Raw genomic sequence first — 13109 nt, forward strand, 5'->3', positions numbered from 1 at the left:
TCGTAATATGAGCGTTTCCGCGGATTTCGGTCAAGGCTTAAGTCAAGAGGTCTGCGCTGGCCTTGTCATGAAGAATTCAAAACGGAAATTTCACAGGAATCGTTATAAGGTAACGGTATATAACGCAGTCTCAGTGGCATTTGTCCACGGGCCGGATTTTGATCGCCACGAGTGTTGGGGTGGTATGCAAGTCGATCTTGATGTCGAAGGGGCACAGGTGGCCGAATGGCCGCGTTTTCAGCAAGCGTCGTTCCAAGGGCGCCGCTTGAAGCAGATCGCCTTCGCCCTGGGAAGCGTGGCGGGTTTGGGGCTGGTACTGGCATTTTTTATCGGGGTGTTTTCGCCGCAATCGCTGTGGCCGGTTCTGCTGGTCAGCCAAGGTGCGGGACTCTTGGTGTTGGTAGCGGGTTTACAATCGGCCTGGTGGGTGACGCAATGGCGTAGCAGGGCGCTGCTGCCAGCCGTGGATAACCTGCCTGTGGAAAACGAACCGGTTGATAACCTGGGTTGGTATGAGCGGCTGCTGGAGCGAATTGGCGCACGCGGGGTCGGTCTGCTGAAACAGATCGGTGCGCCTGCGTTGTGGCTGGCCGGTTGGTCAGTGCTGGTATTGCTGGGCCTGGAGCAAGCCTGGAATTTGCAACTGCCGGCTGCCGCCCTCGGTGTCCCCGCCAGTGTGGGGGCGGTGTTGTCGTTGTTGTTGGCATTCGGGCTATTAGTGTTCGAGCGGCAATTGGCCCAGCAATCTCCCGGTGAGTGGCCGGAAGCGCCGCCGCTGGCGCAACTGACGCGGGTGGCGATCATCGTGCTGGTGCTCGGCGCTTTGTGTTTGTTGTTCGTCGCAGAAACGTCCATCTGGCCGCTGCGCCTGGCCGTGCTGATGGGGCTGTTGCCGGGCGTGGTGGCGGCCGAGTTTTTGCTGCGGGCTGTGCTGTCGTTATTCATTCCGCGCCGGGACGCCCTGGAACCGACGCTCTTGGGCCGCAGTGTGATCGCCGATCTGCTGCGCTGGCCGCCGCAACCGTTGCTGGCCTTGCAACATGAACTGCACAACCGTTTTGGCATCGACTTGCGCCAGATCTGGGCCTTCAGCTACATGCGCCGGGCTTTTTTGCCGGTGGTGGCGCTGGTGGTGCTGGTGGGCTGGTTGTTGACTGGCGTGCACGAAGTGCCGCTGCAGGGGCGTGGCATCTATGAGCGCTTTGGCAAACCGGTAGAGGTGTTCGGCCCGGGCTTGCATGTCGCGTTGCCTTGGCCGTGGGGCAGGGTGCTCAACGTCGAGAATGGCGTTGTGCATGAACTGGCGACCAGCGTCGCGGAGAATCGAGCAATGGTCGAGGCTGAACCGGCGGAGGGACCGGCGCCGGCAATCGCCAATCGGTTGTGGGACGCCAGCCATGTGAATGACAAGTCCCAGGTCATTGCCAGTCGTCGTGCCGACCAGCAGAGCTTCCAGATCGTCAACATGGACGTGCGCTTTGTCTACCGCATCGGCCTGACGGACGCCGCGGCCTTGGCGGCGACCTACAACAGCGCCGATGTGCCGACGCTGATCCGCAGCACCGCCAGCCGCATCCTGGTGCATGAGTTTGCATCGCGCACGCTGGATGGTTTGCTGGGTGCTGACCGTGTCAGCCTCGCCGATGAAATCGGTCGCGCCGTCCAGGCTGATTTGCAATCGCTCGATAGCGGTGTGGAAATCCTGGCGACCGTTGTGGAGGCGATTCATCCACCGGCTGGTGCGGCCAATGCCTACCACGGCGTGCAGGCGGCGCAGATCGGCGCGCAGGCATTGATCGCCCGAGAGCGCGGCGCGGCGGCCGAACAGACCAACCAGGCACAGTTGCAAGCCAGCGTCGCCCATGACCAGGCCACGGCCACCGCCCGGGAAATCAACGCAACCGCCCAGGCCGCCGACCTGCGTTTCAGTGCCGACCGCAAAGCCTACGCCACCGCGGGACACGCTTTTGTGCTGGAGCATTACCTGGGCCAACTCAGCCAGGGCCTCGCCAATGCCCGGTTGCTGATTCTCGATCATCGCCTGGGCGGCAGCGGCAATGCGCCGACCATCGACTTGCGTACCTTCACGCTGCCGGCAGACCCTGCGTCGCCGCGTAACCCTGTCCCGCCAGGAGCTGCCCATTGAGCCAGTCCTCTTCACACGATCACCACGACCACGCTGGTCACGATCACGGCCATGCCGGTCACCAACATGGTCATCATCACCACCATCATGGCGATCCGCAGCAGGCCGGTCCGTTCCCGTGGCGGCGCATGGGTTGGGCAGCGTTGCTGGTGGCGTTTGCCGTCGCGGCCGCAAGCCTGGTGCAGGTGCGCTCGGGGGAGGCCACGGTCATCACCCGTTTCGGCAATCCGGCGCGGGTGCTGCTGCAACCTGGCTTGGGTTGGCGCTGGCCGGCACCGTTCGAGGCGGCGATTCCGGTGGACCTGCGGTTGCGCACTACGTCCAGCGGTTTACAGGATGTCGGCACTCGTGATGGGCTGCGGATCATCGTCCAGGCCTACGTGGCGTGGCAGGTGCAGGGTGACCCGGAAAACGTGCAGCGTTTCATGCGCGCGGTGCAGAACCAACCGGACGAAGCCGCACGGCAGATCCGCACCTTCGTCGGCTCGGCGCTGGAAACCACCGCCGCCAGTTTTGACCTGGCGAACCTGGTTAACACCGATGCCAGCCAGGTGCGCATCGCCGATTTCGAAGCTCAACTGCGTCAGCAGATTGATCAGCAGTTGCTCACCACTTATGGCGTGCGCGTATTGCAAGTCGGCGTTGAGCGCCTGACCTTGCCCTCGGTGACGCTGACGGCGACGGTGGATCGCATGCGCGCCGAGCGTGAAACCATCGCCACCGAACGCACCGCCGTCGGCAAGCGCGAAGCGGCGCAGATTCGCTCCGCCGCAGAACGTGATGCGCGAGTCTTGCAAGCCGATGCCACGGTGAAAGCCGCGGATATCGAAGCGCAGTCGCGAGTAGAAGCCGCTGAGATCTATGGTCGGGCATACGCCGGCTCCCCGCAGCTCTACAATCTGCTCCGTTCGTTGGACACCTTGGGCACCATTGTCAGCCCAGGGACGAAGCTGATTTTGCGCACCGATGCGGCACCATTCCGTGTCCTGGTGGACGGTCCGGTTTCCGTGGACGGCAAAGGTGGAACACAACCATGAGTTTGGTTCCACGTGGAACAAACGAGTTATCCAGCCCGTGGATCCAGGCCGGACGCCTGGCATTTCTTGCGCTTTACGCCGTCACGGTGTTGGCGGCGTTGGCCTGGCTCTTTTCCAACGTGCGGCAGATTGATCCGCAGAATCGCGCGGTGGTGCTGCACTTTGGCGCCTTGGATCGCATCCAGAATGCCGGTCTTTTGTTGGCGTGGCCTCGTCCTGTGGAACAAGTCGTCTTGCTGCCCGCTGCGGATCGGGTGCTTGAGCGGCGGGTGGAGAATCTGCTGCGCTCGGATGCGGCCCTGCAGGCTGATCGTGTGGCCAGTTTCGCCACGCCGGTTAGCGATGCTTTGGCCGGCTCTGGTTATTTATTGACCGGTGATGCCGGCGTGGTGCAACTCGATGTGCGGGTGTTCTACAAAGTCACCGACCCTTACGCCTTCGTCTTGCAAGGTGAACATGTCCTGCCGGCACTGGACCGATTGGCGACCCGCAGTGCCGTGGCCCTGACCGCAGCCCGGGACTTGGACACCATTCTGGTGGCTCGCCCCGAACTGATGGGCAGCGACAACCAGGCGGCCGAACGCCGCGAACGCTTGCGTGGCGATCTGGTGCAGGGGCTTAACCGGCGCCTGGCTGACCTGGCGGCGACGGGGCAGGGGTTGGGCATCGAAGTGGTGCGGGTCGATGTGCAATCGAGTTTGCCGGGGCCGGCGGTGAGTGCCTTCAACGCGGTGCTGACGGCCGGCCAGCAGGCCGATAAAGCCGTGGCCAACGCGCGCACAGAAGCCGAAAAGCTCTCCCAGTCCGCTCGCCAAGACGCCGACCGTGCCGTGCAAGTTGCCCACGCCCAGGCCAGCGAACGACTCGCCAAGGCTTCGGCCGACACGGCCACGGTGCTGGGCTTGGCGAAGACCCAAGGCAGCGATCCGCAAATGCTGCTGCGCCTGTATCGCGAACGCATGCCTGCCATCCTTCGCCAGGCCGGTTCAGTGACGACGATCGACCCGAAAGACGATGCCCGTCTGATCATCCAGGGAGCCGGACAATGACCGCCCAAACCAGCGCCGCACCAATGTTGTCCTCGACGGAACAACGCATCGCCGCCAGGCAACTGACCTTGGCGATGCTTGCCCTCGGCTTGCTCGCATTGGGGCTGGTATGGCGCGGCTGGTCGCCAGAGCAGAGCGGTGTCAGCCAACTGCTATTGGGGTTCGCCTCGCTATTGGTGGCGGTGCCGGTGATGCGTTCGGCCTGGTACAGCTTGCGTTACCCAAGCCTGCACGGGATTACCGACCAACTCATCGCCCTGGCGATGCTCGGTGCCTGGGCCACGGGCGACCTGCTGACGGCGGCGTTGTTGCCGATCATCATGATCTTCGGGCATGTGCTGGAAGAGCGCAGCGTCATTGGCTCTCAGGAGGCGATCCATGCCCTTGGCCAACTGACCCGCAGCCAAGGTCGCAAGGTGCAGGCCGACGGTTCGATCATCGACGTCGACAACGCGACACTCCAGCCCGGCGATGTCGTGGAGGTGCGCGCTGGCGATCGAGTGCCGGCCGATGGTCGGGTGTTATCCGGCCAGGCCAGCCTCGACACCGCACCCATCACGGGTGAGTCGGTGCCGTTGGAGGCTGTGGTCGGCACAGAAGTCTTTGGTGGCGCGATCAATCTGGATGGCCTGCTGCGCCTGGAAGTGACCCGGACCGGCGAAGAATCAACCCTGGGCAAAGTCATCGCCCTGATGCAAAACGCCGAACGCTCCAAGCCGCCCATCACTCGCTTGCTGGAACGCTACGCCGGCAGTTACCTGGTGCTGGTGTTGCTGCTGGCGGCGGTGACCTGGTTCGTGACCAACGATGCCCAGGCGATGCTGGCGGTATTGGTCGCCGCCTGTCCTTGTGCGTTGGTGCTTTCGGCGCCGGCCACCGCCATTGCCGGGATCGCGGTGGCGGCGCGCCACGGGATCCTGATCCGCAGCTCGGCCTTCCTGGAAGAACTGGCGGACCTGACGTCGTTGGTTGTCGATAAGACCGGTACTTTGACCTACGGCGTCCTGCGCCTGCAATCTATCGAACATGTCCAGGATGCTCCCTCATCGCTGCTGTTGTCTTTGGCTGCCAGCCTCGGTTCGGCCAGCAGTCATCCGGTCAGTCGGGCGTTGGCAGGGCTGGCGGAACAGGAAGACTGCCTGGCGCTGACGGACATTCATGAGCGCCAGGGGTTGGGGGTGGTCGCGATGACCGCCCAGGGCGAAGCGGCGCTGGGGCGACCGGAGTTGTTTGCACAACTGGGCATTCAAACGTCAGCGGTCCCGGAGCATGACGGCCCGATTGCCGGCCTGGCCCTGGACGGGCAATTCCTCGCCTGGCTGTTGCTGGCCGACAGCGTCAAGCCGGAGGCGCGGGTTGCCATGGCCGAGCTGCGCGAGCTGGGCCTGGGACGTCAGTTGCTACTGACCGGCGACCGCCAGAGCGTGGCCACGACCCTGGCCCGGGATGTCGGCATCGGCGACCTGCAAGCCCAGGCCCTCCCTGAAGACAAACTCAAACGGGTCATGGCCGAAATCGACCATGGGTTCCGCCCCATGGTGGTGGGCGATGGCATCAACGATTCCCTGGCGCTCAAGGCCGGAGTGGTGGGTGTCGCAATGGGCGCAGGCGGTGCAGACATCGCACTGGCGTCGGCAGACATCGTGCTGATCGGCAGCGACTTGCGCCGCCTCGGCACCTGCGTGCGATTGAGCCGCCAATGCAGGCGCACGTTGCAGGTCAACGTGATCATTGGCTTGGGCTGGACACTGGCAATCGTCGCCTTTGCCGCCTTCGGCTGGCTCGGTGCGGCGGGGGCGATGATCGCCGCGCTGCTGCATAATCTCAGTACCCTGCTAGTGTTAGGTAATGCGGGGCGATTGCTGCGATTCCAGGAGCCGCTCCTGAAAATCCAAGCGAAGGGAGCCGTTGGATAACCCTTGGCGAACTGTGCGTCACCCTTGCAGTCTCTGTTGGAGAGGGCGTACCCATACTGGCGTTACCCGGCACAAGGAGTGAATTTGGGACAGTGATAGAGAAAGGCTATAAATTCGATAGCCTGCTATTTTTCTATGATGGTCTACCCTCATTTCAGACGTCTGAAACAAGGGGGGATTATTCATGCTCGCGCAACTTCCACCGGCCTTACAGAATCTACATCTACCGCTTCGGTTGCGGCTCTGGGATGGCCATGAGTTTTCACTGGGCGACGACCCCAGTGTCACGATCGTGGTCAAGGACCCACAAATGGTCGCGCAATTCACCCATCCGAGCCTGGATGCGCTAGGAGCGGCATTCGTCGAAGGCAAACTGGAGCTCGAAGGTTCGATTCACGAAGTCATTCGTGTCTGCGATGAATTGAGCCAGGCCTTGGTCGAGGATGACGTCGACAATCCGCCGGTGCGATCGCTCCACGACAAGGAAACCGACGCCAAGGCGATCTCCTATCACTACGATCTTTCCAACGCGTTCTATCAGCTATGGCTCGACAGTGACATGGCCTATTCCTGTGCCTATTTCGAGACGGGCAGTGAAAGCCTCGAACAGGCCCAGCAAGCCAAATTCCGCCACTTGTGCCGCAAGCTGCGATTACAGCCGGGTGACTACCTGCTGGATGTCGGTTGTGGGTGGGGCGGCCTGGCCCGTTACGCGGCACGCGAGTTCGGTGCCAAAGTCTTCGGGATTACCCTGAGCAAGGCGCAGCTGGCACTGGCGCGGGAGCGGGTCAAGGCAGAAGGCCTGGAGGATTCGGTCGAGTTGCAATTGCTGGATTACCGCGACCTGCCTCAGGACGGTCGTTTCGACAAAGTGGTCAGCGTCGGTATGTTCGAGCATGTTGGCCACGCTAACCTCGAGCAGTACTGCAAAACGCTGTTCGGCGCGGTGCGTGAGGGTGGGTTGGTGATGAACCATGGCATCACCGCCAAGCACACCGACGGTCGTCCGGTCGGTCGTGGTGCCGGTGAATTCATCGAGAAGTATGTATTCCCCAACGGCGAGTTGCCGCACCTGTCGATGATCTCTGCCGAGATCAGCGAAGCGGGGCTGGAGATCGTCGACGTGGAAAGCCTGCGCCTGCATTACGCGCGCACCCTCGATCATTGGAGTGAACGCCTGGAGGACAATCTCGAGGCCGCCGCGAAGGAAGTGCCGGAACAGGCGTTGCGGATCTGGCGTCTGTACCTGGCCGGCTGCGCCTACGCATTCGCCAAGGGTTGGATCAATCTGCACCAGATCCTGGCGGTGAAGGCCCACGCCGACGGTAGCCATGAGTTGCCCTGGACCCGCGACGACATCTACACCCCTTAGAGAATCGGGGAAATAAGCCGGGCGATCCGCATGCCGATCTTTTGCAGGCGGTGGGTCTCCCGGCTTTCCTGTTTGTCGATTTCCACGGCTTGGGCGAAGTCCTGCTCAAGCATCTGCTCGACCTCGGTGGCGAACGGAATATCCACCGTGAGCAGCATGACTTCGAAATTCAAGCGGAACGAACGGTTGTCCAGGTTCGCACTGCCGATGGCGCTGATTTCACGGTCGATCAGCACCACTTTCTGATGCAGGAAGCCCGGCGCGTAACGGAACATCCGTACACCGGCCCGAACCGCCTCAAACGCATACAGGCTGGACGCGGCGTAGACGATCTTGTGGTCTGGCCGCGAGGGTAGCAGGATGCGCACGTCCACCCCACGCAGCACCGCCAGGCGCAAGGCCGCGAACACCGCTTCGTCGGGGATGAAGTAAGGCGTTGTGATCCAGACTCGCTCGCTGGCCGCATGGATAGCCTCGACGAAAAACAGCGAACAGGTTTCGTAGGCATCGGCCGGGCCGCTGGTCAGCAACTGGCAGAGCACTCCGTCGTCCGGGTAGGTGTCTGGCAGGATCAGCGGTGGCAGCGAACGGGCCGCCCAGAACCAGTCCTCGGCAAACGACTCTTGCATACTCCCCACCACCGGGCCGCAGACTTCGACATGGGTGTCGCGCCAAGGCGCCAGGGGCGGCTTTTCGCCCATGTATTCATCGCCCACGTTGTGCCCGCCAACGAAGCCTAGAACGCCATCCACCGCCACGATCTTGCGGTGGTTGCGAAAGTTGACCTGGAACCGATTGAGCCAGCCGCTGCGGGTGGCGAAGGCTTTCACGTGGACGCCACCGTCGCGCAACGCCTGGACGTAGCGGTGGGGCAGGGAGTGGCTGCCAATGCGGTCATAAAGCAGATACACCGCCACGCCTTCGGCGGCTTTTTTCAGAAGCAGTGTCTGCAGGCGCAGGCCGAGGTGGTCGTCGTGGATGATGAAAAATTGAATCAGCACGGCCTGCCGCGCGTTATCGATGGCCTGGAAGATTGCCTCGAACGTGGCCTGCCCATTGACGAGCAAACGCACCTGATTGTTCGCCAGGCACGGTGTGCGCCCCAGCTTGGGCATGGCCCGTAACGAATCGTAGGCCTGGGAGGCACGGGCGGTCAAAGCCTCTTCAACCCACGGCCGCCAGTTCAGCTCGGAGATCGCCTTGCGCATCTCTTCGTTGGCTTGTCGGCGCGCCTTGATGTAGCCATCAAAAGTGCTGCGCCCGAAAACCAGGTAAGGGATCAACGTCAGGTAGGGAATAAACAGCAGCGACAGGGCCCAGGCAATCGAGCCTTGGGCCGTGCGCACCGTCAATACGGCGTGGACGGCGGCAATGAAGCCCAGGGTGTGGAGCAGCGCGATCAGGTAACCGAAAACATGCGGGCCGAAATAATCCATGGGGCATTCTTGCTCCGGAAGTTTCAATGCTTAACAGACCATGTTCCATGGCGAATGTCGCTATTTAATTCACTCGTCCCGGGCCTGAACCGAAGGCTGAGGGCGGCGTCTAACGGCCACTTGTCCTCTGGAGTTTATGCAATGAATGTTCGTCTGCTGGGTGTGGCCTTGGTGATGGGGTTGTCGGTTCCGATGGCGGCTCAGGCGCAGATGCTCCAGCCGGGGTTATGGGAGCTGACTACCAGTAACATGAAGGTCGATAACCAGAACCTTCCGGACTTGCAACTGATCCTGGGCCAGGTGCAGAACCAGATGACTCCGGAGCAACGGGCGATGCTGGAAAAGCAGGGCATTACCATGGGCGGTAAAGGCATCCGCGTCTGCCTGACCCCGGCGCAGGTGCAAACCAATGACATTCCGCTGCAAGACCCGCAATCGGGTTGCAAGCAGCAGATCACCGAGCGTACCGGCAATCAGTGGAAGTTTCGCTTCAGTTGCCCGAAAGCCCAGGGGAACGGCGTCGCGACGTTCCAGAGCGATCGTGAATTCACCACCAAGGTCAACGGCACGTTCAATGCCACCGGCATCCAGCAGAACGGTAGCCTCGACACGCGTGCAGTGTGGCTGGGGCAGGATTGCGGGACGGTCAAGCCGAGGGCTTGAAGCTATTTAAAGGGATCGTTTGGTGAGCCCGTGGGAGCCAAGCTTGCTCGCGATGCAGGCAATTTCGGTGAGTCGCCAAGCGCGTCACCGTTCATCGCGGCAAAGCCTTGCTCCCACGAATGCTCTCAAGGCCGACTCAGCGCCTCATACAACGTATTGAGGTTGTATTCGAAAAGACCAGTAAAGGTGCTGGCCGGTCCACTGGTCGCGAGTGCATCGGAGTACAGCGTACCACCGATGTGCGCGCCGCTCTCGTCGGCGATCTGCTTGAGCAGGCGTGCGTCCTTGATGTTTTCCATGAACACCGCTTTGACCTTCGCCTGACGGATCTGGGTAATCAGTGCCGCGACTTCTGCCGCCGACGGTTCACGCTCTGTGGATAAACCCTGGGGCGCCATGAACTCGATGCCATAGGCCTGGCCCAGGTAACCGAATGCGTCGTGGGAGGTCACGATCTTGCGATTGCCGGCAGGCAATGCACCGAGCTTGGCCTTGGCTTCGGCGAGCAGGGCGTAGATTTTCTTCAGGTACGCCTGGCTGTTGCGTTCGTAGTCGGCCTTGTTGGCCGGGTCGGCTGCTTCCAATGCCTTGGTGATGTTGCTGACATACAACTCGGCATTCGCCAGGTTGTGCCACGCGTGCGGGTCGGGGATGGTCTCGCCATCCTCATCCAGTGAGCGCGGGATGACGCCGCGACTGGCGCTGATCACCGGGGCTGTGGTTTCAGTGCTGGTCACCAGGCGATCCAACCATGGCTCGAAGCCCAGTCCGTTCTTGATGATCAGTTTTGCCTTGAGCAATGCCTTGGCGTCGTCTGGCGTGGGTTCGTAGGTGTGTGCATCAGCGTCCGGCCCGACCATGTTGGTGATGTTGATATGCTCGCCGCCGACCTGTCGGGTCATGTCGGCGAGGATGCTGAAGCTCGTCACCACCTGAAGCTTTTCGGCGGCGGACAGGGACATGGACAGCATCAGACTGAATAGCACGAGCAGAACGCGCATCGGGAAACACCTCATTGGGATGTGAGCAAAGGCGGGCGGCGCAGCAAACCGTGCACCGGCCCGAATACCACCGACAGCAGATATAACGCGCCCGCCACCAGTACGATGGACGGCCCGCTGGGCAGTGAGTAGTAGAAGGACAACAACAGGCCAAGCCACACCGAGAGGCAACCGAGCAGCGCCGCGATCAGCATCAGCAGTGGCAGGCGACGGCTCCAGAATCTCGACGCGGCGGCCGGCAGCATCATAAGGCCTACCACCATCAGCGCACCGATGGCCTGGAAGCCGATCACCAGGTTCAACACCACCAGGGTCAGGAACACGCCATGGGCCAACGGGCCGAGACGACTGACGGTTTGCAGGAACAGTGGGTCCAGCGTATCGAGCAGCAACGGTCGATAAATCAACGCCATCGCCAACAGGCTGGCTCCAGAAACCCACAGCATGCCGGTGAGTGTCGGGCCATCTACCGCCAATGCCGAGCCGAACAGCAAGTGAAGCAAGTCCAGGCGTTTACCGGCCATGCCGAGGATTAACACGCCGGCCGCCAGGGAAATGGGATAAATCGCCGCGAGGCTGGCGTCTTCCCTTAGGCCGGTACGCCGGGTAATCCAGGCGGCGAGCCCGGCCATGCTCAGGCCCGCGCCCAGGCCGCCGATGGTCAAGGCTGGCAGGCTCAGCCCGGCGAACCAGAAACCCAGGGCGGCGCCAGGCAGAATGCCGTGCGCTACGGCATCACCAATCAAGCTCATGCGTCGAAGAATCAGGAACACACCCAACGGCGCCGTGCTGCATGCCAGCACCAGGCCGCCAAGCAAGGCCCGGCGCATGAAGACAAACTCTTGAAACGGTTGCCAGAGATGTGTGGCCGCAAGCATCAGGCCACCCACGTGTGGGGTTGTTGAGCGATCAAGTCGACGCTGCGGCCCAGCACGCAGCCGGTGTTGCTGATCAGCAGCGTATGGGGGATATGTTGGCGGACCGCTGCCAGGTCATGGCACACCACCACGACGGTTCGGCCCTGGGCATGCCAGTGATGAAGGTGTTTCCACAGCAGCGCCTGGCCCTGTTCGTCGAGGGCGGCGTGGGGTTCGTCGAGCAATAGCAGTGGCGCTTCGGCCAGGCTGAGGCGAGCGAGCAGGGCGCGTTGCAACTCGCCTCCAGACAGCGCCATTAGCGGACGATGTTCGAGTCCGGACAGCGCCCAGTCGGCCAGCACGGTCTGGAGCAATTGCCTTCGCTTCGCTGGCGTGTGTCGATTACCCCAGGAACCGGCCGCCACCAACGCTTGCAAACTGATGGGAAATTGCCGATCCAGATGTTGCTGCTGCGGCATGAACGAAACTCCACCACGGCGTGGAACATCCAAGGTGACTTTGCCGGAGAGCGGTTTTTGCATCCCCGCGAGCACTTTCAACAGGCTGCTTTTGCCCGAGCCGTTGGCTCCGATGATGGCGGTAAGACTGCCTGCCGGTCGCTGTATCGTGAGCGGCGGTGTGAGAGGTTGTCCGGGGGCGCCCCAGCGCAGCGCTTGGCAGTTGATCATGATGCCTCCCGGGTCCAGCGGCTTTGCGCCACGGCGTCATGGGCGTGCAGGCTTTCGGCGTGAACGACGCGTACATTCAGCGCAACAATGTCGGGTGACCGGCTCAGGGCGATGCTTAATCGCCGCGCGGCGTCTTCGCAGAACATCAGGTTTTGGCCGTTGGCCAGGGCGAAGGCCTGTTCATCGGCGCGCTTGACGGCGGTTTGCACAGCGGTGCCGAGGGCTGCTTCGGCTTCGTTGATGAAAGACTGCAGCGGCAAATCGTCTGCATCGGCGTTCAGGCGCAAACTCAGGAACGCCGTACTGCGTTGGCTATGAGGGGTGGCAACAATGCCGTTCGATGAACCTAGCCAGGCCAGGATCTCGGCGTGTTCAAGCTTCTTGTTAGCGAAGTCGTCGACGAATTGCTGTTGGATCAATTGCCGGGCAAGTGCGGCCGAACAAGGGCAGGTGGAGGAATAGGGAATCTGGATATTCAGTTCCACGTGGAACATTGCGTTTTTCAAGTGGGCTTCGATGCTCACGGGGTAACGTTTCCAACCCATCAGCGGGCTGATGAGTGCCGGACGCTTGAGCAGCAGATCGGTATGCACACTGAGCGACGCCGCGTGGGACAAGCCTTCGTGGCTGTCGAGAAATTGCTGAAGGATTCGGCGCAATAACGCTGGCGAAAGCGCAGTCTCTTCGAGCAGTTCCAGCGCCAGGTATAAGCGTGACATGTGAATGCCGCGCGCCTCACCGTCGTCAAGGCTGACACCTGCGTCGGCCATTGCGCTCAGCCGCTGGCCGTCAATCAACACCGGTGTTGCGATGCCACACATACCCACCCAATCAAGGGGTAGGGCTTGACGTGAAGCCTGCGCAGCGATGTCGGGCAGGGTTAACGCGTTCATGGTCAAGGTCCATCGAAGGTTCAAAATTAGATGTTATAGTATAACGTCTA

The 13109-nt window shown here is 61.7% G+C and carries 11 protein-coding genes; 6 read left to right on the plus strand and 5 right to left on the minus strand.

What is annotated here, in order from left to right:
• The first annotated feature begins 184 nt into the window (after window positions 1-184).
• The 5 genes from BLU76_RS00965 to cfaB all read left to right on the plus strand — a co-directional run bounded on the left by BLU76_RS00965 (window position 185) and on the right by cfaB (window position 7520).
• Entirely contained in the window at window positions 185-2146 is a 1962-nt protein-coding gene (locus tag BLU76_RS00965; RefSeq protein ID WP_092221168.1) for a protease modulator HflK, read from the plus strand.
• On the plus strand, window positions 2143-3183 hold the full coding sequence (gene hflC / locus BLU76_RS00970; RefSeq protein WP_092147599.1) for a protease modulator HflC: 1041 nt from the start codon (window positions 2143-2145) through the stop codon (window positions 3181-3183). Before BLU76_RS00965 ends, hflC begins: the two co-directional genes overlap by 4 nt.
• Entirely contained in the window at window positions 3180-4232 is a 1053-nt protein-coding gene (gene hflK / locus BLU76_RS00975) for a protease modulator HflK (protein WP_092147602.1), read from the plus strand. Before hflC ends, hflK begins: the two co-directional genes overlap by 4 nt.
• Entirely contained in the window at window positions 4229-6148 is a 1920-nt protein-coding gene (locus BLU76_RS00980; protein WP_092147605.1) for a heavy metal translocating P-type ATPase, read from the plus strand. The genes hflK and BLU76_RS00980 overlap by 4 nt, the downstream gene beginning before the upstream one ends.
• Before the next feature lie 184 nt (window positions 6149-6332).
• On the plus strand, window positions 6333-7520 hold the full coding sequence (gene cfaB / locus BLU76_RS00985) for a C17 cyclopropane fatty acid synthase CfaB (RefSeq protein ID WP_092147608.1): 1188 nt from the start codon (window positions 6333-6335) through the stop codon (window positions 7518-7520).
• Here the strand turns inward: cfaB and cls are convergent.
• A complete protein-coding gene (gene cls / locus BLU76_RS00990; RefSeq protein WP_092147611.1) occupies window positions 7517-8956 on the minus strand; it encodes a cardiolipin synthase in 1440 nt (479 codons plus the stop codon). The genes cfaB and cls overlap by 4 nt on opposite strands.
• A 141-nt stretch (window positions 8957-9097) precedes the next feature.
• On the opposite strand from cls, the gene BLU76_RS00995 reads away from it, so the two are divergent.
• Window positions 9098-9619, plus strand: coding sequence for a DUF3617 domain-containing protein (locus BLU76_RS00995; protein WP_092147614.1), 522 nt, complete (start codon window positions 9098-9100; stop codon window positions 9617-9619).
• Between the two features lie 125 nt (window positions 9620-9744).
• On the opposite strand, the gene BLU76_RS01000 is transcribed toward BLU76_RS00995, so the two are convergent.
• The 4 genes from BLU76_RS01000 to folE2 are packed head-to-tail and all read right to left on the minus strand — an operon-like array spanning window position 9745 to window position 13059.
• Complete coding sequence (locus BLU76_RS01000; protein WP_092221170.1) at window positions 9745-10620, minus strand: metal ABC transporter substrate-binding protein; 876 nt, start codon at window positions 10618-10620, stop codon at window positions 9745-9747.
• Between the two features lie 11 nt (window positions 10621-10631).
• Window positions 10632-11498 (minus strand): metal ABC transporter permease, encoded by an 867-nt coding sequence (locus BLU76_RS01005; RefSeq protein ID WP_003207012.1) that lies wholly within the window; start codon window positions 11496-11498, stop codon window positions 10632-10634.
• Window positions 11498-12166, minus strand: coding sequence for a metal ABC transporter ATP-binding protein (locus BLU76_RS01010; RefSeq protein WP_092221172.1), 669 nt, complete (start codon window positions 12164-12166; stop codon window positions 11498-11500). The genes BLU76_RS01005 and BLU76_RS01010 overlap by 1 nt, the downstream gene beginning before the upstream one ends.
• The gene (gene folE2, locus BLU76_RS01015) at window positions 12163-13059 is read right to left on the minus strand and encodes a GTP cyclohydrolase FolE2 (RefSeq protein WP_092221174.1); all 897 of its coding nucleotides are present in this window, start codon (window positions 13057-13059) and stop codon (window positions 12163-12165) included. The genes BLU76_RS01010 and folE2 overlap by 4 nt, the downstream gene beginning before the upstream one ends.
• Between the last annotated feature and the right edge of the window lie 50 nt (window positions 13060-13109).

It is taken from the genome of Pseudomonas sp. NFACC08-1, assembly GCF_900106735.1.
GTDB lineage: Bacteria > Pseudomonadota > Gammaproteobacteria > Pseudomonadales > Pseudomonadaceae > Aquipseudomonas > Aquipseudomonas fluorescens_Q.

Bases quoted from the DNA above. Each gene is read 5' to 3' on its own strand.
- BLU76_RS01000 (WP_092221170.1), bottom strand. From the start codon at position 10,620: ATGCGCGTTCTGCTCGTGCTATTCAGTCTGATGCTGTCCATGTCCCTG.
- BLU76_RS00980 (WP_092147605.1), top strand. From the start codon at position 4,229: ATGACCGCCCAAACCAGCGCCGCACCAATGTTGTCCTCGACGGAACAA.
- cfaB (WP_092147608.1), top strand. From the start codon at position 6,333: ATGCTCGCGCAACTTCCACCGGCCTTACAGAATCTACATCTACCGCTT.
- folE2 (WP_092221174.1), bottom strand. From the start codon at position 13,059: ATGAACGCGTTAACCCTGCCCGACATCGCTGCGCAGGCTTCACGTCAA.
- BLU76_RS01005 (WP_003207012.1), bottom strand. From the start codon at position 11,498: ATGCTTGCGGCCACACATCTCTGGCAACCGTTTCAAGAGTTTGTCTTC.
- BLU76_RS00965 (WP_092221168.1), top strand. From the start codon at position 185: ATGCAAGTCGATCTTGATGTCGAAGGGGCACAGGTGGCCGAATGGCCG.
- BLU76_RS01010 (WP_092221172.1), bottom strand. From the start codon at position 12,166: ATGATCAACTGCCAAGCGCTGCGCTGGGGCGCCCCCGGACAACCTCTC.
- BLU76_RS00995 (WP_092147614.1), top strand. From the start codon at position 9,098: ATGAATGTTCGTCTGCTGGGTGTGGCCTTGGTGATGGGGTTGTCGGTT.
- cls (WP_092147611.1), bottom strand. From the start codon at position 8,956: ATGGATTATTTCGGCCCGCATGTTTTCGGTTACCTGATCGCGCTGCTC.
- hflK (WP_092147602.1), top strand. From the start codon at position 3,180: ATGAGTTTGGTTCCACGTGGAACAAACGAGTTATCCAGCCCGTGGATC.